17 protein-coding genes are annotated in these 18,676 nt (G+C 69.5%); 14 read left to right on the top strand and 3 right to left on the bottom strand.

Annotated elements, in window-relative coordinates; translation table 11 throughout:
* Positions 1-25: 25 nt before the first annotated feature.
* A complete protein-coding gene (locus NMB40_RS09645; protein WP_494361064.1) occupies positions 26-1,150 on the bottom strand; it encodes an MFS transporter in 1,125 nt (374 codons plus the stop codon).
* 165 nt (positions 1,151-1,315) lie between these two features.
* On the opposite strand from NMB40_RS09645, the gene NMB40_RS09650 reads away from it, so the two are divergent.
* From NMB40_RS09650 to NMB40_RS09685, 8 genes are all read left to right on the top strand, one after another.
* A complete protein-coding gene (locus NMB40_RS09650) occupies positions 1,316-2,263 on the top strand; it encodes a LysR family transcriptional regulator (RefSeq protein WP_494360862.1) in 948 nt (315 codons plus the stop codon).
* A 28-nt stretch (positions 2,264-2,291) separates the two neighbouring features.
* A complete protein-coding gene (locus NMB40_RS09655; protein ID WP_494360863.1) occupies positions 2,292-3,638 on the top strand; it encodes an Nramp family divalent metal transporter in 1,347 nt (448 codons plus the stop codon).
* A 114-nt stretch (positions 3,639-3,752) separates the two neighbouring features.
* Positions 3,753-4,592, top strand: a complete 840-nt coding sequence (locus NMB40_RS09660; RefSeq protein WP_494360864.1) for a class I SAM-dependent methyltransferase — start codon at positions 3,753-3,755, stop codon at positions 4,590-4,592.
* A 134-nt stretch (positions 4,593-4,726) separates the two neighbouring features.
* Entirely contained in the window at positions 4,727-6,523 is a 1,797-nt protein-coding gene (locus NMB40_RS09665) for an FAD-binding protein (protein ID WP_494360865.1), read from the top strand.
* 58 nt (positions 6,524-6,581) lie between these two features.
* Positions 6,582-8,465 carry a DUF885 domain-containing protein gene (locus NMB40_RS09670; RefSeq protein WP_494360866.1) on the top strand — a complete coding sequence of 628 codons (1,884 nt, stop codon included), beginning with the start codon at positions 6,582-6,584 and terminating at the stop codon, positions 8,463-8,465.
* A 111-nt stretch (positions 8,466-8,576) separates the two neighbouring features.
* On the top strand, positions 8,577-9,383 hold the full coding sequence (locus NMB40_RS09675; RefSeq protein WP_494360867.1) for a DUF2092 domain-containing protein: 807 nt from the start codon (positions 8,577-8,579) through the stop codon (positions 9,381-9,383).
* Positions 9,384-9,849: 466 nt separating this feature from the next.
* Complete coding sequence (locus tag NMB40_RS09680) at positions 9,850-9,987, top strand: hypothetical protein (RefSeq protein WP_494360868.1); 138 nt, start codon at positions 9,850-9,852, stop codon at positions 9,985-9,987.
* Complete coding sequence (locus NMB40_RS09685) at positions 9,984-10,163, top strand: hypothetical protein (protein ID WP_494360869.1); 180 nt, start codon at positions 9,984-9,986, stop codon at positions 10,161-10,163. The genes NMB40_RS09680 and NMB40_RS09685 overlap by 4 nt, the downstream gene beginning before the upstream one ends.
* Before the next feature lie 81 nt (positions 10,164-10,244).
* On the opposite strand, the gene NMB40_RS09690 is transcribed toward NMB40_RS09685, so the two are convergent.
* Positions 10,245-12,512 carry a patatin-like phospholipase family protein gene (locus NMB40_RS09690; RefSeq protein WP_494360870.1) on the bottom strand — a complete coding sequence of 756 codons (2,268 nt, stop codon included), beginning with the start codon at positions 12,510-12,512 and terminating at the stop codon, positions 10,245-10,247.
* Between the two features lie 97 nt (positions 12,513-12,609).
* Positions 12,610-13,161, bottom strand: a complete 552-nt coding sequence (locus NMB40_RS09695) for a DUF4136 domain-containing protein (RefSeq protein ID WP_494360871.1) — start codon at positions 13,159-13,161, stop codon at positions 12,610-12,612.
* 166 nt (positions 13,162-13,327) lie between these two features.
* On the opposite strand from NMB40_RS09695, the gene NMB40_RS09700 reads away from it, so the two are divergent.
* The 6 genes from NMB40_RS09700 to NMB40_RS09725 are packed head-to-tail and all read left to right on the top strand — an operon-like array spanning position 13,328 to position 18,655.
* Positions 13,328-13,747: a response regulator transcription factor gene (locus NMB40_RS09700; RefSeq protein ID WP_494360872.1), complete on the top strand. Its 420-nt coding sequence runs from the start codon at positions 13,328-13,330 to the stop codon at positions 13,745-13,747.
* Complete coding sequence (locus NMB40_RS09705) at positions 13,744-14,289, top strand: DUF3302 domain-containing protein (protein ID WP_494360873.1); 546 nt, start codon at positions 13,744-13,746, stop codon at positions 14,287-14,289. The genes NMB40_RS09700 and NMB40_RS09705 overlap by 4 nt, the downstream gene beginning before the upstream one ends.
* A 3-nt stretch (positions 14,290-14,292) precedes the next feature.
* A complete protein-coding gene (locus tag NMB40_RS09710; protein WP_494360874.1) occupies positions 14,293-15,474 on the top strand; it encodes an HlyD family secretion protein in 1,182 nt (393 codons plus the stop codon).
* Between the two features lies 1 nt (position 15,475).
* Positions 15,476-16,924, top strand: a complete 1,449-nt coding sequence (locus tag NMB40_RS09715) for an efflux transporter outer membrane subunit (protein ID WP_494360875.1) — start codon at positions 15,476-15,478, stop codon at positions 16,922-16,924.
* 6 nt (positions 16,925-16,930) lie between these two features.
* Positions 16,931-17,986: a calcium/proton exchanger gene (cax, locus tag NMB40_RS09720; protein ID WP_494360876.1), complete on the top strand. Its 1,056-nt coding sequence runs from the start codon at positions 16,931-16,933 to the stop codon at positions 17,984-17,986.
* A 6-nt stretch (positions 17,987-17,992) separates the two neighbouring features.
* Positions 17,993-18,655, top strand: a complete 663-nt coding sequence (locus NMB40_RS09725; RefSeq protein WP_494360877.1) for a potassium channel family protein — start codon at positions 17,993-17,995, stop codon at positions 18,653-18,655.
* Positions 18,656-18,676: the final 21 nt, after the last annotated feature.

Below are 18,676 nucleotides of genomic sequence, written 5' to 3' on the forward strand. Positions count from 1 at the left end.
ACCACGCATCACGTACCGAAGCCGCTCAGCGCAACCGAACCACCAGACTGCAACCCGCCGCCACGGTAGCGAGCGTCGCCACCCCGCTCCACCCAAAATGCGCCAGCACCACCGCGCCCAGCGCCCCACCGGCGGCCATCCCCAGGAACACCCCGGTGAACAGCAGCGCATTGAGCCGGCTACGCGCCTCCGGCGCCAACCCATAGACCAGCGTCTGGTGCGATACCAGCGCCGCCTGGAACCCGAAGTCGAACACCACCGCACTGATCGCCAGCAGCGGCACGATCGCCACGCGCGGCAACCACGCATCCAGCAGCAGCATTGCAAACCCCAGCAGCGCAATCCCGATCGCGAGGCGCGCCACCGCGTGGCTGCCCAGCCGGTCGGCCCAGCGCCCGGCCAGCGGTGCGGCCAACGCGCCGGCAGCACCGGCAATGCCGAAGGCACCGGCCACCGCGCTGCCCAGCTGGTAGCGGTCGTGCAGCATCACCGCCAGCGTTGACCAGAACGCACTGAAGCCCACCGCCAGCAGCCCCTGCGCGAACACCGCGCGGCGCAGCTGCGGCTGCCCGCGCCACAGGTGGGACAGCGAACGCAGCAGCGCCGGATAACGCAATGACGTGGTCGGGGCCAGGTGCGGCAGCTCGCGCGCCAGCACCAGCGCCATCAGCACCACCGAGCCGGCCGCGATACCGAACATGGCCCGCCAGCCCAGTGCCTCGGCGACCAGCCCGCTGGCCACCCGCGACAGCAGGATGCCCAGCAGCAGTCCGGTCATCACCTTGCCCACCACCGCGCCCCGCTCGGCTTCCGGCGCCAGCATCGCCGCCGACGGCACCACGTCCTGGGCCACGGTGGCCATCAACCCGATCAGCAGGCTGGCCAGCAGCAGCGTGGGCAGGCTGCCCGACAGCGCGGCCCCGGCCAGCGCGGCGGCCAGCACCAGCGACTTGAGCAGGATCAGCTGGCGGCGGTCGAACCGGTCACCCAGCGGGGCCAGCAGCAGGATGCCCAGCGCATAGCCCAGCTGGGTCAGCGTCGGCACCATGCCGGTGGCCTGCGCATCGCTGCCCAGGCCGCTGGCGATGACGCCCAGCATCGGCTGGCTGTAGTAGATCGAGGCCACCGAGAACCCGGCTCCGGCCGCCATCGCGACGATCAGCCGCGACGGCACCGCAGAGCGGGGGACGGCAACCGCCGGGATATGCACGCTGGACATGAGCCACTCCACGATTGAAGAAAGTGGCGCAAGCATCGCGCTTGGAAAGCCTGGCGTGTAGTAGGCTTCGGTACATATCCATCATACGAAGGTTGTATGAGCACCCCCTCCCCGGCGCCCGGTGCAGACCGGATCGACCTGCTGCACACCTTCGTCCGCATCGTCGAAAGCGGCAGCCTGTCTGCCGCCGCCGTGCAGCTGGGCACCACCCAGCCCACCGTCAGTCGGCGCCTGCAGGCGCTGGAACGGTTGTTCGGCCTGCACCTGATCAAGCGGTCCACCCACCAGATGACGCTCACCGACGATGGCGAGCGCTGCTATGCGCACGCACGCGCCCTGGTGGACGACTGGGATGCGATCCAGGCCGACCTGCGTGGTGAAGTGGACGTGCCGCGCGGGCGCCTGCGCGTGGTGGTGCCGCATGCCTTCGGCCAGGCGCAGCTGCTGGACCCGATGCTGCAGTTCATGGCCCGCCATCCCCAGGTCACCCTGGAGTGGATGCTGGAAGACCAGCCGGTGGACTTCATTGCCGACGGCATCGACTGCGCCATCCGCGTGGGCCGCGTGGAGGAACCGCAACTGGTGGCGGTGCCGCTGGCCGAAGTGCCGCGGATCGTCATCGCCGCGCCCTCGCTGCTGGACGCCGCCGACCCACGCGACCCCGCCCTGCTGCCCGGACTGCCGTGGATCGCCCTCACCACGTTCTACCGCGACCGCTTCACCCTGCTGCCGGCCGATGACGGTCCGGCGCTGCGGGTGGACATCCAGCCGCGCCTGCTCACCGACAACCTGTTCGTGGCGCGCCGCGCGGCCCTGTCCGGTCTGGGCGCGGCGGTGGTGTCGGCGTGGCTGGTGGGCGATGACCTGCGCGAAGGCCGGCTGGTGCAGCTGGTGCCCGGTTGGGAGGCGCCGCCGTTGCCGGTGCACCTGGTCTATCCCGCCGCGCGCCAGATCCCGTCGCGGCTGCGCGCCTTCATCGACGCCATGAAGGCCAGCCTGCCGCATACCCATGGCATGCGCTCGTTGCCGATGCCCTCACCTTGATAACATAGCCTCTGCTATATTCGGCCGCATGAGCGCGGACCCCTCCTCTCCGACCACCACTGCCTGGCCCCAGGCCACCGGCAATCGCCCCAGCCTGGGCGAGATGCATGCCAGCGTGGCGGTGCCCAGCGGGGGGCACTGGTGGTTCCGGCTGCTGGCCTTCCTCGGCCCGGGCTACATGGTGTCGGTGGGCTACATGGACCCGGGCAACTGGGCCACCGACATTGCCGGTGGCGCGCAGTTCGGCTACCTGCTGCTGTCGGTGATCCTGCTCTCCAACCTGATGGCCATCGTGCTGCAGGGGCTGTCGGCGCGGCTGGGCATCGCCACCGGGCGCGACCTGGCGCAGGCCTGCCGCGACCATTTTTCAAAGCCGGTGAACCTGGGCCTGTGGGTGCTGTGCGAGATCGCGATCATCGCCTGCGACCTGGCCGAAGTGATCGGTACTGCCATCGCGCTGAAGCTGCTCTTCGGGCTGCCGCTGATGATGGGCGCGATCATCACCGCCGTGGACGTGGTGCTGGTGCTGTGGCTGATGCATCGCGGCTTCCGCGCGCTGGAAGCGTTCGTGATCGCCCTGCTGCTGGTGATTTTCGCCTGTTTCGCGGTGCAGATCGCGCTGGCCGCGCCGCCGCTGCAGGCGGTGCTGGGCGGCTTCATCCCGCGCGCGGAGGTGGTCACCAACCCGCATGCGCTGTACCTGGCCATCGGCATCATCGGGGCCACGGTGATGCCGCACAACCTGTACCTGCATTCGTCCATCGTGCAGACCCGCGCCTACCCGCGCACCGACAGCGGGCGGCGCAGCGCGCTGCGCTGGGCGGTGACCGACAGCACCATCGCATTGATGCTGGCGTTGTTCATCAACGCTTCGATCCTGATCCTGGCCGCGGCGGTGTTCCATGCCAACGGGCGCACCGACGTGCAGGAGATCGAGCAGGCCTATGAGCTGCTGGCGCCGATGCTGGGCGTGGGCGTGGCCTCGACCTTGTTCGCGGTGGCGCTGCTTGCCTCGGGCATCAACTCCACGGTGACCGCCACCCTGGCCGGGCAGATCGTGATGGAAGGGTTCCTGCGCCTGCGCATCGCGCCGTGGGCGCGCCGCCTGCTGACCCGTGGCATCGCCATCGTGCCGGTGGTGATCGTCACCGCGATCTATGGCGAACAGGGCACCGCGCGGCTGCTGGTGCTGAGCCAGGTGGTGCTGTCGATGCAGCTGCCGTTCGCGGTGATTCCGCTGGTGATGTTCGTCGGTGACAAGGCACGCATGGGCAAGCTGGTGGCCCCGCGATGGCTGTTGACGCTGGCCTGGGTGATTGCCGCGGTGATCGTGGTGCTCAACGTGAAGCTGTTGGCCGAGACGTTGATGGGGTGATCGAGGATTGGCGATACGCGTTGGCCGCGTAGAGCCAGGCCCTGCCTGGCTGCTCTTGACCTCAATCACGGTTGAGGTGGCACAGTGCGTTCAATCCCCTCGAGAAGCGCCGACATGACGAACGCAGCATCGCCACCCAGCCAACACGCCCTCTGGAACGGCCCCGCCGGCGACGCCTGGGTACAGGCACAGTCCCTGCTCGACGGCATGTTCGCCGGCTTCGAGCCGATTCTTGCCGATCCCCTTGCCGCCGAGCCCGATGCGCGCGTGCTCGACGTCGGCTGCGGCACCGGCGCGGTCTGCCTGGCCATTGCCGATCGGCTGGGCCCGCAGGGCCGGTGCAGCGGCGTGGATATCTCCGCGCCGATGATCGCCGTGGCACGCGAGCGGGCGCTGGCCGCCGGCAAGGCCATCGATTTCGCCGTGGGCGATGCCCAGCAGCATCCCTTGGCCCCCGCCAGCCTGGACCGCATCGTGTCGCGGTTCGGGGTGATGTTCTTCGATGATCCGGTGCGCGCGTTCGGCAACCTGCGGCAGGCGCTGCGTCGCGGCGGCGTGCTGCATGCCATTGCCTGGCGCAGTCCGGGCGAGAATACGTTCATGACCACCGCCGAGCGAGCCGCAGCGTCGCTGCTGAGCCTGCCGGCGCGGGCCGAAGGTGGCCCGGGGCAGTTTGCGTTTGCCGATGCGGACGACGTGCTGGATATCCTCAATGACAGTGGTTGGGTCCAGATCGACATCGCTCCGCTCGATGTGGAATGCAGCATCGCCCGCGACGACCTGCCAACGTACGTGTCATTGCTGGGGCCGGTCGGGCAGGCGTTGCGGGCCGAGGGGTTGGATCCGGACGTCCGGCAGCGGGTGCTGTCGACCGTGGTCGACGCGTTCGCACCCTTCGTGCGGGGCGATCGGGTGGTGTTCACCGCCGCGTGCTGGTCGATCCGGGCCTCGTAACCGCAAACCGACCAGAACCCACGTCACCACGGGTCCGCCATTCGTCCCGGGTGACCGTCATTCGGCCCAAAGTCAATGACAGCAAGGGACGGCAGGCAGATGCTGGGGCCATCACCTCTTGTCTGTGGATCAACATGAAACGTCGTGACTGCCTGAAAGCCGGCCTTGCCCTGCCCTTGCTCCCGCTGGTTCAGAAAGCTGCCGCAGGCAATGCAACGGCGTCACGGAACGCCATCGCTCGTGTCCGTCCCGATTCCGCCGGATGGCCGTCGGCCGATGAATGGGACCAGCTGTCCCGCGCCGTCGGTGGACGGATGTCGGTGCCGGTCTCACCGTTCCTCGGTGATGCTGCCACCCGCGCCGAGGCACTGGCGCAGATCCAGAATCCGTTCTTCATCGGCGACCAGCCCGCGTTGACCCAGACCAGTGGCTACCACGGGGCGTGGCTGTCGCGGCCCAGCGCGCGGGTGGTGGCCGCCGCCAACAGCGCCGATGTCGCGGCGGCGGTCGACTTCGCGCGGCGGCACCGGCTGCGGCTGGTGGTCAAGGGTGGCGGGCACAGCTACCACGGCACCTCCTGCGCGCCCGATTCGCTGCTGGTCTGGACGCGCGCCATGAACGCGGTGGAGCTGCACGATGCCTTCGTAGCGCAGGGCGCACCGACCGGTACCGCACCGCAACCCGCGGTGAGCCTTGGCGCCGGCGCGATGTGGATCGATGCCTACGATGCGGTCACCACCCGCGCCGGCCGCTACGTCCAAGGCGGCGGCTGCACCTCGGTGGGCGTCACCGGGCTGGTCACCGGCGGCGGCTTCGGCAGCTTCTCCAAGGGGTTCGGCACGGCAGCGGCCAGCCTGCTCGAAGCCGAGGTGGTCACCGCCGACGGCCGCGTGCGGGTGGTCAGCGCCACCCAGGATCCCGAGCTGTTCTGGGCGCTGAAGGGCGGTTGCGCCGGCAGCTTTGGCGTGGTGACCCGGATCACGCTGCGCACCCATGCTCTGCCGACCACGTTCGGCGGCGTGTCGATGAAGGTCAAGGCAGACAGCGACGCGTCCTTCCAGGCACTGGCCGCCGAAGTGCTGCGCTTCTACCGCGATGCGCTGTGCAACCCGCAGTGGGGCGAACAGCTGCGCTTCGACAGCCATCGCACGTTCGCGGCGTCGATGGTGTTCCAGGGGCTGAGCCAGGAACAGGCTGCGGCGGTGTGGGCGCCGTTTGCGGCGTGGGTGGCCGCGCGCCCGCAGTACACCGTGATCGACCCGCTGCAGGCGTTGGCATTGCCCGCCCAGCACATGTGGGACGCGGACTTCTTCCGCAGGCATGCCCCGACGCTGATCGCCGAAGACACCCGCGTGGGCGCGCCGGCCACGCACATGCTATGGAAGGGCGACCAGGGCCAGGTCGGCTGGTACCTGCATGGTTATGCCTCGGCGTGGATGCCTTCCGCACTGCTGGGCGATGCCCGGCGCGATGCCGCCGCCGCAGCCATCTGCAGCGCCGCCGCGCACATGCCGGTGGAGCTGCACTGCAACAAGGGGCTGTTCGGCGCACCGGCCGATGCCCTCGCGGCCAGCCGCGATACCGCCATGCATCCGGCGGTGCTGGATGCCTTCGCGCTGGCGCTGATCGGCAACGCCGGCGGCCCGGCCTTTGCCGGCAGCGGCGGCACCGTGGACGAAGCCGAAGCGCGTGGCGGCAGCGCCAAGGTCAGCCGTTCCTACAGTGCTCTGCGCGCGGTGCTGCCTGCCGCGCCGACCTACGTTTCCGAATGCGATTTCTTCCAGCGCGACTGGCAGCAATCGTTCTGGGGCCCGCACTACCCGCGGCTGCTGGCGGCCAAGCGGCGCTACGACCCGGACGGGTTGTTCGTGATCCATCACGGCGTGGGCAGCGAAGACTGGAGCGCGGACGGCTTCGAACGGCGCAGCTGACGCGGCGCCCGCACTGGCTTAGGCTGCGGGACACCCGCCCGCTGCTGGAGTTCGCCCCGTGCCGTCGTCCACGCTCGCCGTACCCGCCCTGCTCTGCCTGTCCATCGCCGCCGCGTTGCTGCCCGCCACCGCCGCCGCCCAGGCCGCACCCACCGCCGCGAGCGTGCCGCAGGCGCAGGGCTTCAACGCGCTGCTCGACGCGCAGACCATGGCGGCGATCAACGCCGATCCCGAACTGAAAACCCTGCTCGGGATCAGCGGCGACGGCGCGGCCGATACCTCCGACCGGCTCACCGACGTGTCGCTGGCCCAGCGCGAGGTCAACCGGCGCTTCCTGGCCGACAACCTGGCCGCGATCAAGGCGTGGAAGGGCGCGCCGCTGGACCCGCAGCAACAGCTCAGCGACGGCCTGGCGCGCTGGTTCTACCAGGCGCAGATCGACCTGATGGCGGTGCCGTGGGCCGCGGCGTGGCTGCCGGTGGGTGGCAGCACCTATGCGGTGGACCAGTTGTTCAGCCTGCCGGTGAACCTGCCGCAGTTCTTCGACAACCAGCACGCCGTCACCGACGTGACCAGTGCGCGCCACTACATCGCACGCCTGAACGCGATGGGCAGCAAGCTGGACCAGGTGCGTGCCAACCTGGACATGCAGGCCGCGCAGGGCGTGGTGCCACCGGAACTGGCCCTGGCCGGCGCCGCCAGCCAGTTCCGCACGCTGCTCACGCCCGCGCCGAAGGACAGCCTGTGGGTGGGTTCGCTGCAGCGCAAGCTGGACAAACTGCCGGCCATTCCCGCCGCCGAACGCGCCGCCCTGGTCGAACAGGCCACCGTGGCCGTGCGCGATTCGGTCAACCCCGGCTACCAGCGCCTGCTCGACCGCGTGCAGGCCCTGCAGGCCACCCACCCCGGCAACAAGGGCATGTGGGCGCTGCCGCACGGCGATGCGTTCTATGATGCGGCCCTGCGCTGGTACACCAGCACCGACCTGGGTGCCGATGCCATCCACCAGATCGGCCTGGACGAAGTGGCGCGCCTGGAAAAAAGCATGGACGCGCGCCTGCGCGAGATCGGCCTGCGCGATGGCACCGTGGCCGAGCGCATCCGGGCATTGGGCGACGATCCGCGTTACCGCTACGCCGACAGCGATGCCGGCCGCAGGGAACTGATCGGCGACATCGAACAGCGCCTGCGCGACCTCGACCCGCTGCTGCCCACCTACTTCGGCCACCTGCCGTCGCAGAAGCTGCTGGTGCAGCCGGTCCCGGCGCACATGCAGGCCACCTCGCCCGGCGGCTACTACTACCCGCCGGCGATGGACGGCTCACGCCCGGGCACCTTCTTCATCAACCTGGGCGACATGGCCTCCAACACCCGCTGGAGCACGCCTACCCTGACCTACCACGAAGGGTCGCCGGGGCATCACTTCCAGATCTCGATCGGGCAGACCCTGACCGACCTGCCGCTGCTGCGCCGCAGCCTCAACCCCAGCGCGTTTTCCGAAGGCTGGGCGCTGTACGCCGAGCAGCTGATGGCCGAAGCCGGCGTCTACCGCGACGACCCGGCCGGCGACATCGGCCGGCTGCAGGCCGAGATGTTCCGCTCGGTGCGGCTGGTGCTGGATACCGGCCTGCACCGCAAGCGCTGGACGCCCGAGCAGGCCGTGGCCTACATGCGCGAAAAGACCGGCATGACCGAGGCCGACGTGCGCATCGAAGTGAACCGCTACCTGGTGCAACCGGGCCAGGCGGCGTCCTACAAGATGGGCCAGCTGCGCCTGCTCGCGCTGCGTGCGAAGGCGCAGCAGCAGCTCGGCGACCGTTTCGACATCCGCGCCTTCCATGACCTGATCCTGGGCAATGGCGCGATGCCGATGACCGTGGTGGAACAGGCCGTGGACGCATGGGTGGCCAGTGGCGGCGGCGATCCACGGCGCGCGCCCTGACCGGTAGAAATACCTACGCCGTTTCGGTGTAACTCCGCTTGTCCACCCCGTAACGGGTGCGCACAGTGGGTCATGGCCTGCCTGGCAGGCCCGGACCCACAGGAGAGCACCATGCGTTCTTGCCGTTGCTGCCTGCTGCTTGCAGCCGTGCTGGCCGTACCGCTGGCGTTGCCAACCGCCAGCGGCGCGCCGCCCGTTGCCGTTGCCGAAACCGCTGCAGCCGCCACCGTCGATCCCGAGGCGATCGGCGCGTTGACCCGCATGGGCAAGGCACTGCGTGCGCTGCCGCAGTTCAGCATGGCCGCCACCACGCGCACCGAGTACGTGCTGGATGACGGGCAGAAACTGGCCCTGGCCGGCACCGTGGATTACAAGGTGCTGGGGCCGGACCGCTTCTTCGTGGAAATCCGCAGCGACCACCAGCACCGGCAGCTGTTCTACGACGGCCACACCCTGACCATTTCTTCGCCGACGCAGAAGTACTACGCCGCCGTGGAGCACCTGGACCGCAGCAGCCAGGCGCTGCTCAGCGATTCGGCCACCCGGCTGGGCGTGGAATTCCCGCTGGCCGACCTGTTCCTGTGGGGCACCCCGGGGTTCCCGACCCAGGGCATCACCTCCGCGTTGTTTGTCGGCAGCGAACGCATCGATGGCGAGCCGACCCGGCACTACGCCTTCCGCCAGCCCGGCGTGGACTGGCAGGTGTGGATCTCCGACAAAAACCAGTTGCCCCGCCAACTGTTGATCACCAGCCACTCCGATCCGGCGCTGCCGAGCTACCAGGCCACGCTCAACTGGGATACGCAACGCGCCGTGGCGGCCAGCGACCTGGTGTTCCGCCCCGATGGCGCCACCCGGATCGCGTTCGTACCGGTGGCCATGGCCGATGGCACTGACGCAGAGAACGGAGCGCGCTGACATGCACACGACCACGGCACTGCGTACCGCGCTCGCCACCGCACTTCTGTGCGCCACCACCGCGTCCCTGCTGGTACCCGCCGATGCGCAGGCACGCCCGGGGCTGCGAGGCTTCGCCCACCCCTCGATTGCCAGCCATGGGGGTTTTGGCGGCGGTGGCGGCTTCAGTCCGCATCCCGGCATCCGCCCCGGGCCCGAGCCGGGACCGCACCCCGGTCCGGGTCCGGGACCTGGCCCGCATCCTGGTCCAGGACCAGGCCCCCATCCTGGCCCGGGGCCCGGCCCCGGCCCTGGGCCGCATCCCGGCCCGGGTCCCGGCCCAGGGCCACACCCGCCCGGTCCCCCACCGGGCCCAGGCCCGCATCCGTACCCACCGCCTCCGCCGCCGCCCTATTGGGACCACCCGTTCTGGGATGCCGCCGCGGTCACCGCCGGCGTCGCACTTACCGCCGCGGCGATCGGCTCGGTGGTGTATTCGCTGCCGGTGGACTGCACCACCATCGTGGTGGATGGCATTGGCTACCAGCAGTGCAGCGATGGCTGGTACCAACCGCGCTACGTCGGAACCACGGTGCAGTACGTGGTGGTGGACGCGCCGCGATGAGCCTCCAGCATCCCTGGATATGGTTCCTGGCGCTGTTCCTGGTGCCGCTGGTGGCCGCGCTGGTGGTGAGCCTGCTGGTGCGCAAGCGCGGCATCACCGCCAACGCGGTGCTGGCCTGGTTCGTGCTGGTGTGCTGGATCGGCGCGCTGGCGGTGATCCTGTCGCAGGTGCTGTAACGCCGGTGGCGTTACAGCACCGTGGTAGCGCCGGCCGTTGGCCGGCCCAGGCGATCCCCGACAGCCGGCCAACGGCCGGCGCTACAGGGATTGGCCCAGTTCTATGAAGACAACCCTATGCCCCCCTTCGCGCATGCCCAGGCCGAAGATCAGCGGCCCGATCCACGAGTCGAAGCCCAGGAACAGGCTGCCGTTCCAGATGCCGTCACTCAGTGACATGTCCGAACGGCGCTGCCAGGCGTTGCCGTACTCCACCGTCCCACCCACCTGTGCCGAACGACCCAGTACCTTGCCGAGCTCGTAGGTGTAACCGGCAAACCCGAGCGCATAGTCCTGCCCGGTCAGCTGGTTCTGCTGGAAGCCAGCCAACCGCCACCGCCCACCCAGCCGATACAGGCTCTGCACCGGCGCGGTGCCCGATGTGGTCACGTGATAGCGCACGCCGAGTTGCACCGCACTGCGCCCGAACGGGAACGCGCCCACCGCGTCCAGGTCGACCTGGCCGAACCGCGAATCCGCCCCCAGGCCCTCGCGCGACTGGTAGGTGCTCAGGCCGGCAAGGAAGCCGTCGCGTGGGAAGTAAAGGCTGTCGATGTTGTCGTAGGTAATGCCGGCCGTCAGCGCGCCTTCGTCGAAGTCCGTCCGCGGCACCGGCGGCGAGCCGATGTCCATCCGCGCGCTGCCGGTGTAGCGCTCGATGCCGGCACGTATCGACAGCACGTTGGAGACGTTGCGCACCAGGTCCACCCCGGCCCCTGTACGGCGTGTGCGGTAGCGCGAGGTCTTGTTGCCGGCGTCATCGAACACGTTGAAGCTGCGCGTCTCGTAGCCGCCCACGGCTTCGAAGGCGTAGCGGTTGCCCACATCGAAGGGATGGTAATAGCTGCCCTTGATCGCCGGCTCGCTGCCCACCTGCAGGCTCACCCGCGCCTCGGCGCCATACGGCGACAGCGGCGCGAACAACAGTCCGGCGCGCAGGTTGCTTTCATGGTTGCCGTTCAGATCGTTGCTCAGCGTCCAGCCTGCCTCCAGGTAGACCGGGCCGTTGGGCTTCTCATACGCGGTGATCACCACACCGACCTGGCCATCCTCGCGGCGGTCCTGCTCGTAACTTATGCTGGCTAGCGTATCCATGCCGTACGCACGCAGCACGCCTTCCTGCATGGCCTTGCTGTCCAGCGGCTTGCCTATTTCCACCGGCAGGTAGGACAACAGCAGTTCGTCGGCGTACCCGGTGTGGTTGCGTACTTCAATGAACGCGATGGGCGCCGGCGCTGCGCTCTCCGCACGCGTTTCGCGGGTGGCATACCAGCGCTGGTACACCGGTGCCGGCTGCGAGAACTCGCGCAATGCCGGCGCGGCCTGGTCGGCCGCCTGCTGGCCGATGGCCAGGGCTTCCGGCGCCTTGTCGAAGTCGCCGGTGGCCACCTTGCCGGTGAGCTGCGGGGCGATCAGCAGGTCCCGTGGACCCAGCGTATCCAGCTGCTGCTGCGCATTGCGGGTGGTCAGGAAACCGCTGAGCTGCCCGATCACGTCCACCAGGCTGGCGTCGCGATCGAGCGCGCTGAGCGGGGTTCCCACGTCCACCGCGATGACCCGGTCGGCGCCCATTGCACGCACCACGTTGATCGGCACCTGGTTGGACACGCCGCCATCGAGCAGGACGCGGCCATCGATCGTGATCGGCCGGAAGATGCCGGGCAGCGACATGCTGGCACGCATCGCCATCGGCAGGCTGCCGTGGTCGAGCACGACCGCCTCGCCGGTATTGAGGTCGGTGGCGATGGCACGGAACGGGATGGAGAGGTCGTCGAAGTCGCCGACGACCCGGCTGCCGCCGGTGGCGGTCTCGAACAACGCGATCAGGCGTTCGCCCTGCGACATGCCCGCGGACAGCTGGACCCGTTTGCCTTGCCCGCCCAGCCCGATCCCGATCGGGGCCAGCTGTTCGTAGTCGTCGGCCTTGCGCTGCAGGGAGCGCTCGCGGCGCGGCAGGGTATCGCTGAACATCGCCATCCACTGCGTGTCCAGCACCACCTGTTCGATCTGCTCGGGGGTCTTGCCGGAGGCATACAGCGCCCCTACCAGGGCACCTGCACTGGTGCCGGCAATGCAGTCCACCGGGATGTGCAGCGCTTCAAGCTGGCGCAGGATGCGCACATGCGCGATGCCACGCGCACCACCACCGCCCAGCGCCACGCCGATGCGCGGCCGGGTGTCGCCGCTGTCGCGGTGCCCGCACTGGGTGCCATCCAGCGCGGTTGCCCCGTCCGCGGCCCACGCCGCGCCCGGCAGCAGCAGCCCGCACCACAGCAGGCATGGGACCAGGACAGGCGCGCGGTCTGACAAAGGGCACCTCGACAGATAAGTGCGCGGCGCCGTGCCGGTGGGAGGGATGGGCCCCGGCGCGGCGCCGCGCGGTGAAACGTCGACTGCGGCTACGTGGTCACTTGGCCGGTGCGCTGCCCGGCGGGAAGCCGGCGAACAGCTTGTCCAGGCCCGCTTCGACCGCCGCGTTGGCCCGCTCCGGCGAGCTCGGCACCGTGGCGCTGGCCGTGCCGCGCCAGACCGCCTGCTTGTTGCGCGCGTCGAACATGTCCACCACCAGCGTGCCCACGTCATAGGTGCGTACCGTGGTGGTCGCGCTGCCCATGCCCATGCCGCCTCCCCAGCCACCACCGCGCCAGCCCCAGCCACCCATGTTGCTGCCGGTGTAGAAGGTGTCCAGGGTCTGCCGCTGGCTGGTCACGATATGCGCGGCCAACGCCACGTCGCCGTCGCTTGGGGTCTGCCGCCAGCCGCGCGCCGCCAGCCGCGAATCAATGCCGTCCACGATGCGCTGGGTGATCAGCGGGGAGCCGCCCTGCGGCTTCATCGCCCAGCTGTAGGTCTTGAACGAGGCGAAGTTCGCGCCCGGATCGAAGTCGGTGTGAACGGTAGGCGTGGTGGCACAGGCCACCAGCGAGGTGGCGAGGACCGCGATCGCGAAGGCTTTCATCACACGACACTCCGGGGCTGTGAACTGGCTTTCAGCCTAGTCCCGGGCGAATGCGTGGTCATCCGCATAACTACGCAGCCGGACCAGCAAAACTACCGGTCGGGCGCCGGCATGGGGCCAAGGGCCAATTGCTGGACCGGTCCGGCACAGGCGATCTTGCGCCGTAATGACCAAGCGAGCGCCAGTGGTTGCGGTGGTCGACGACGAAGACGACGTGCGGCTTGCGCTGCGCCGGTTGCTTCGCTCGGCCGGGTACGACGTGCTGGCCTACGAATCGGGGTCGGAGTTCCTGCGCCATGCTGCAAGCAGTCTGCCCGACTGCGTGGTGCTGGACCTGCGCATGCCCGGTCCCAGCGGTTTCGAGGTACAGGCGTCGCTGCGCGCCCAGCAGCTGACCATTCCGGTGGTGGTGCTGAGCGCCGACGACAGTACCGCCAGCCGCAACCAGGCGCTGGCCGGCGGCGCCGACGCATACCTGTGCAAGCCGGTGGACGGCGATGCGCTGATCAACGCCACCCAGGCAGCGATCGAGCGTGGCGCGCGAACGCCCCCTTCCCCCCCGCGCAGTCGGCCGGAGTCCCCATGAACCGTCCCCGCCACGTCAGTGTTTCCGCCGCCGCCGCGTGGCTGCTGCCCGCCCTGCTGCTGGGTGCAGCCGCCGATGCGCACGCTTCCTTCCTCAGTGGCGAGGCGCTGGATACGGCGGCCAACGTGATCGCCTGGCTTGCCCTGGTGGTGGTGCCGGTGGTGTTGATCGCGGTGTTCTGGATGGTGCACATCCTGCCCGAGAAGATCGCCCACAAGCGCCACCACCCGCAGCTGGATGCGATCAAGACCCTGTGCCTGCTGTCCCTACTGTTTGGTGGCCTGCTGTGGCCGTTGGCGTGGTTGTGGGCGTATACCCGTCCGGTGCTGCACAAGCTGGCTTACGGCACCGACCAGGTCGACCACGGCCACGGCGACGCCGCACTGGCACCGTTGCACGACGCGCGGGTGGAAACCCTCGAGCCAGACCCGCCGGCCACCGTGGACGCAGCGGCCTGGCAGCAACGGGTCGATGCCCTCGAGCGGCGCCTGGCGGAGATGGAAGCCCTGCGCCCAGGTCCAACGACGCGGCCGGAGGGCTGAACCATGGAAGTCATCCTGCTGCTCATCTATTCGTTCTTCGTCTGGCTGATCTTCTTCAAGTTCAAGTGGCTGCCGTGGAACTTCGTTTCGCAGGTGGTGGTGGTCTCACTGCCGATCTTCGCGATGACCGCGTTGATCCTGGTCCTGAACGTGGTGGCGCCCTCTTCCTCCGACGTACGTGCGATCAACTACGTGGTGCAGGTGGTGCCGCGCGTCACTGGACGGGTGATCGAGGTGCCGGTGGAAGCCAACCGCCCGGTGCGCAAAGGCGAGGTACTGTTCCGCATCGACCCGGTGCCGTACCAGCAGCAGCTGGCGGCGCTGGAAGCGAAGCTGCCCGAACTGTCGGCCAAAGTGGACAGTGCCGATGCCTACCAGCGCGAACTGGGCGAACAACTGCGTGGCGCGCGCGCCACCCGCGAGGCGCTGGCCGTGCGCCTGCAGCTGGCCGAACGCCGCCAGCGCCAGACCGGTGAGCTGGCCAGCACCGGTGCAGGCAGCCGCTTCGACCATGAGCAGGCACAGACCGAAGCGGCCAGCCTGCGCTCGGACCTGGTGTCCACCACCGCGCAGATGGCCCAGGTGCAGCAGAAACTGTCCGCACAGACCCGCGACGGCGAACTCTCCGAAGTGGCGCAGGCCCAGGCCGGCATAGTCCAGCTGCAGGCGCAGATCGTGGAAGCACGCTGGCAGCTGGAGCAGACCGTGGTGCGTGCGCCGGCCGATGGCAGCGTGATCAACCTGCAGCTACGCGAAGGCTCCTACGCCGCCAGCCTGCCGTTGACCCCGGTGATGACCTTCGTCGAACGCGAGCAATGGATCCTGGCGATGTTCTCGCAGAACGAACTGGGCAACGTGGCGCCCGGCAACGAAGCGGAAATCGCGCTGAAGGTGTATCCCAACCGCATCATCAAGTGCCGGGTGGATTCGGTGGTGTGGGCGTCCGGCACCGGCCAGCTGCCGATCAGCGGCATGATTCCGCAGACCGGTACCAGCCCCCTGCCACCGGGGCGGATCGCGGTGCGGCTGCGCCCGGACGGGCGCGACCGCGATGTGTTCATCGCCATGGGTGCGCAGGGCCAGGGTGCGATCTACACCGAACACGGCAAGCTGATCCACATCGTGCGCCGGGTGATCCTGCGCGTGGGCAGCAAGCTGGATTGGCTGGTCCTGAAGCTGCACTGACATGACCGCACCGCGCCGCCGCCGTCGTGCCCCGCCCCGCCCGCTGCTGCTGGCGCTGGCCCTCGCGCTGGCCGGTTGCGCCACCGCGCCGGAACCGGGCAGCGAGCAGATCCGCGCCGATGCGCTGGGCACGGTGGCCATTCCACCGAACTGGTCGGCGCGCGCCAGCCAGGCCCAGGTCGACCGCGGCTGGCTCGATGCGTTTGCCGACCCGCAGCTGACCGCCCTGGTGCACGAAGCGCTGGCGCGTAATCCGGACCTGCTGATTGCCGCGGCGCGGGTGGAACAGGCCAATGCGCAGGTCGACATCGCCCAGGCCCAGCTGCGCCCCGCCATCGGCTTGATCGGCCGCGGCGGCTCCAAGCCCATTGCCGACCTGGTGCCGCTGCTGAGCGGATTGATGCTGCGCCTGAGCTGGGAGATCGATCTGTGGGGACGCCTGCGCTACGCACGCAATGCCGCCATGGCCGCCAGCGATGCGCAGAACGCCGATTACCGTTATGCCCAGCAATCGCTGGCGGCCAGCGTCGCACGGGCATGGTTCACGGTGACCGAAGCACGCCTGCAGCATGAAATCGCCGGCCAGATGGCCGGCAGTGGCGAGCAGCTGGTTGGCCTGGCCGAACAGCGCGAACGGGTGGGCGCGGGCAGTTCCAATGAAACCCTGGCCGCGCGCGCCAGCGCCGCCGGCTACCTGGATGCCCGCCAGCAGGCCGACCTGGCCGCCCACAGCGCCAGCCGCGCGCTGGAGATCCTGCTCGGCCGCTACCCCGGCGCGACGCTGGCCGCGCCGGCCGCGCTGACCGCGCTGCCCGGCCCGGTGCCGGCCGGCATGCCGATCGACGTGCTCAACCGGCGGCCGGACCTGTATGCCGCCGAACGCCGCGTGGCGGCCGCCTTCGACCGGGTCGGCGAGGCACGCGCGGCGATGCTGCCCACGCTGTCGCTGTCGGCCGGCTACGGGCGGCTCAGCAACGCGGCCGTGCGCACCCGGGACGACCTGGAGCAGACAACGTCCAGTATTTCGGCCACCGGCATCATGCCGCTCTATACCGGCGGTGCGCTGAGCGGCCAGGTGCAGCTGCGTTCGGCCGAACAGAAGCAGGCGGTGGCCGACTATGCGCGGCGCGCGTTGCTGGCGCTGGGCGAGGTGGAAGACGCGCTGACCGCCGAACGCGTGCTGGCCGAGCGCGAGCAGCTGCTCGGGCAGGTGCTGGCCAACAACGAACAGGTGGTGCGGCAGGTGCGCGATTCCGAACGCATCGGCCGGGCCGACCACCGCGCGGTGGCCACCCAGGAAATGCAGGTGCTGGCCGCCCGCTCGGCGCTGCTGGGCGTGCGCCGCGAACGGCTGAGCCGGCGCGTGGATCTGTACCTGGCCCTCGGCGGCGACTACACCAGCGCTGACGCCGCGCCGCCCTCCGCTCCGTCCTCCCCCTCCCCGGAGTAAGTCCGCATGTACTGGATGCTGCTGCTGGTACCGCTGGCGATCGCGCTGCACTACCTGCTGCCGGGCAACGCCCTGCTGGTGTTCGGCGCCACCGCGCTGGCGATCGTGCCGCTGGCGGCGTTGATGTCGCGCGCCACCGGCGCGCTGGCCGCGCGGCTCGGGCCCAGCATAGGGGGCCTGCTCAACGCCACCTTCGGCAACGCCGCCGAATTCATCATCGCGCTGGCCGCGCTGCGCGCCGGCCTGCACGGCATGGTCAAGGCATCCATCGCCGGCACCATCATCGGCAACATCCTGTTCGTGCTGGGCCTGTCGATGGTGCTGGGCGGGTTGCGCCACGGCCAGCAGCGCTACGACGCCGCCAATGCCCGCATGCAGGCCACCATGCTGACCCTGGCGGTGATCACCCTGATCCTGCCGGCGTCGTACCGCGCGGTGGTACCCGAGGCCGATGCCGCGCTGCAGTCGATCAGCCTGGTGCTGTCGGTGTTGCTGCTGCTGGTGTACCTGGCCACCGTGGTGTTCACCCTGCGCAGCGCGGCAAGCGAGGGCAGCGATCCCGCCGCCGGACACGGCCACAATGCCAGCCTGTCCAACGCCCGCGCCCTGCTGCTGTTGGCCGGCACCAGCATCGGCATCATCTGGATGAGCGAGATCCTGGTCGGCGTGGTCGAGCCGGCCAGCCAGCAGCTGGGCTTCTCCGACGCATTCACCGGCGTGTTCGTGCTCGCCGTGATCGGCGGCGCGGCCGAACAGGCCACCGCGCTGGTGGCCGCGCGCCGCAACCAGATGAGCCTGAGCCTGTCCATCGCGCTGGGGTCGGGCGTGCAGCTGGCGCTGCTGGTCGCGCCGCTGCTGGTGCTGCTCAGTTATGTGATCGGTCCGCAGCCGATGAGCCTGGAATTCGGACCGGGCCTGGTGCTGAGCGTACTGGTGGCGGTGATCATCACCGGGCAGGTGGCCAGCGATGGTCGAGCGGACTGGCTGCGTGGCGTACAGCTGCTTGGGCTGTACGTGATCCTGGCCACGCTGTTCTGGTTCGTGCCGGACGCGGGAACATGACCGCGCATGCGCCCATCCCCCGCCCTGCTGATCCACCGCCACCGCTACACCTTCCTGTTCGGTGCGCTGCTGGTGACGGTGACGCTGGGCCCGTTGCTGGAGGCGATGTCGTTCGGCCACCGGCTGATGGAACTGCTGCTGTGCGCCAGCCTGCTGGCGGCGCTGTTTCCAATCGGGCAACGTGTACAGCGGCACGTGCTGCTGGTGCTGGTGCTGGTCGCCCAGCTGCTGCGCTGGTGGGCCAGCGACGCCGGCGGCGCGGTCGCCATGGCCGGCGCGGTGCTGTGGGGCGTGCTGGCCACCATCGCAGCCTGGCACGCCGTGCGCTTCTCATTGTCCAGCCAGCGCGTGCGCACCGAACACCTGGCCGCCGCGCTGAGCGCCTACCTGCTGCTGGGCGTGTGTGGCGGCGTGGTGTTCGCCGCGCTGTCGGCGATTTCACCCAGCGCCATGGCCGTGGGAGGCCAAGCGACGGCGCATGGCCTGGACATCGGCACCGCGATGTATTTCAGCTTCGTCACCCTGGCCACGCTCGGCTACGGCGACATCACCCCGGTCAGCCAGGTCGCGCGGGGGCTGGCCACGCTCGAAGCGATTGCCGGCCAGCTCTACCTGGCGCTGCTGGTCGCGCGCCTGGTGGGCCTGCGCAGCACCGATCGATCCCCCTGACCCATCGCGCACCCGGGAGCC

This window comes from Stenotrophomonas sp. FBCC-B152, assembly GCF_059134105.1.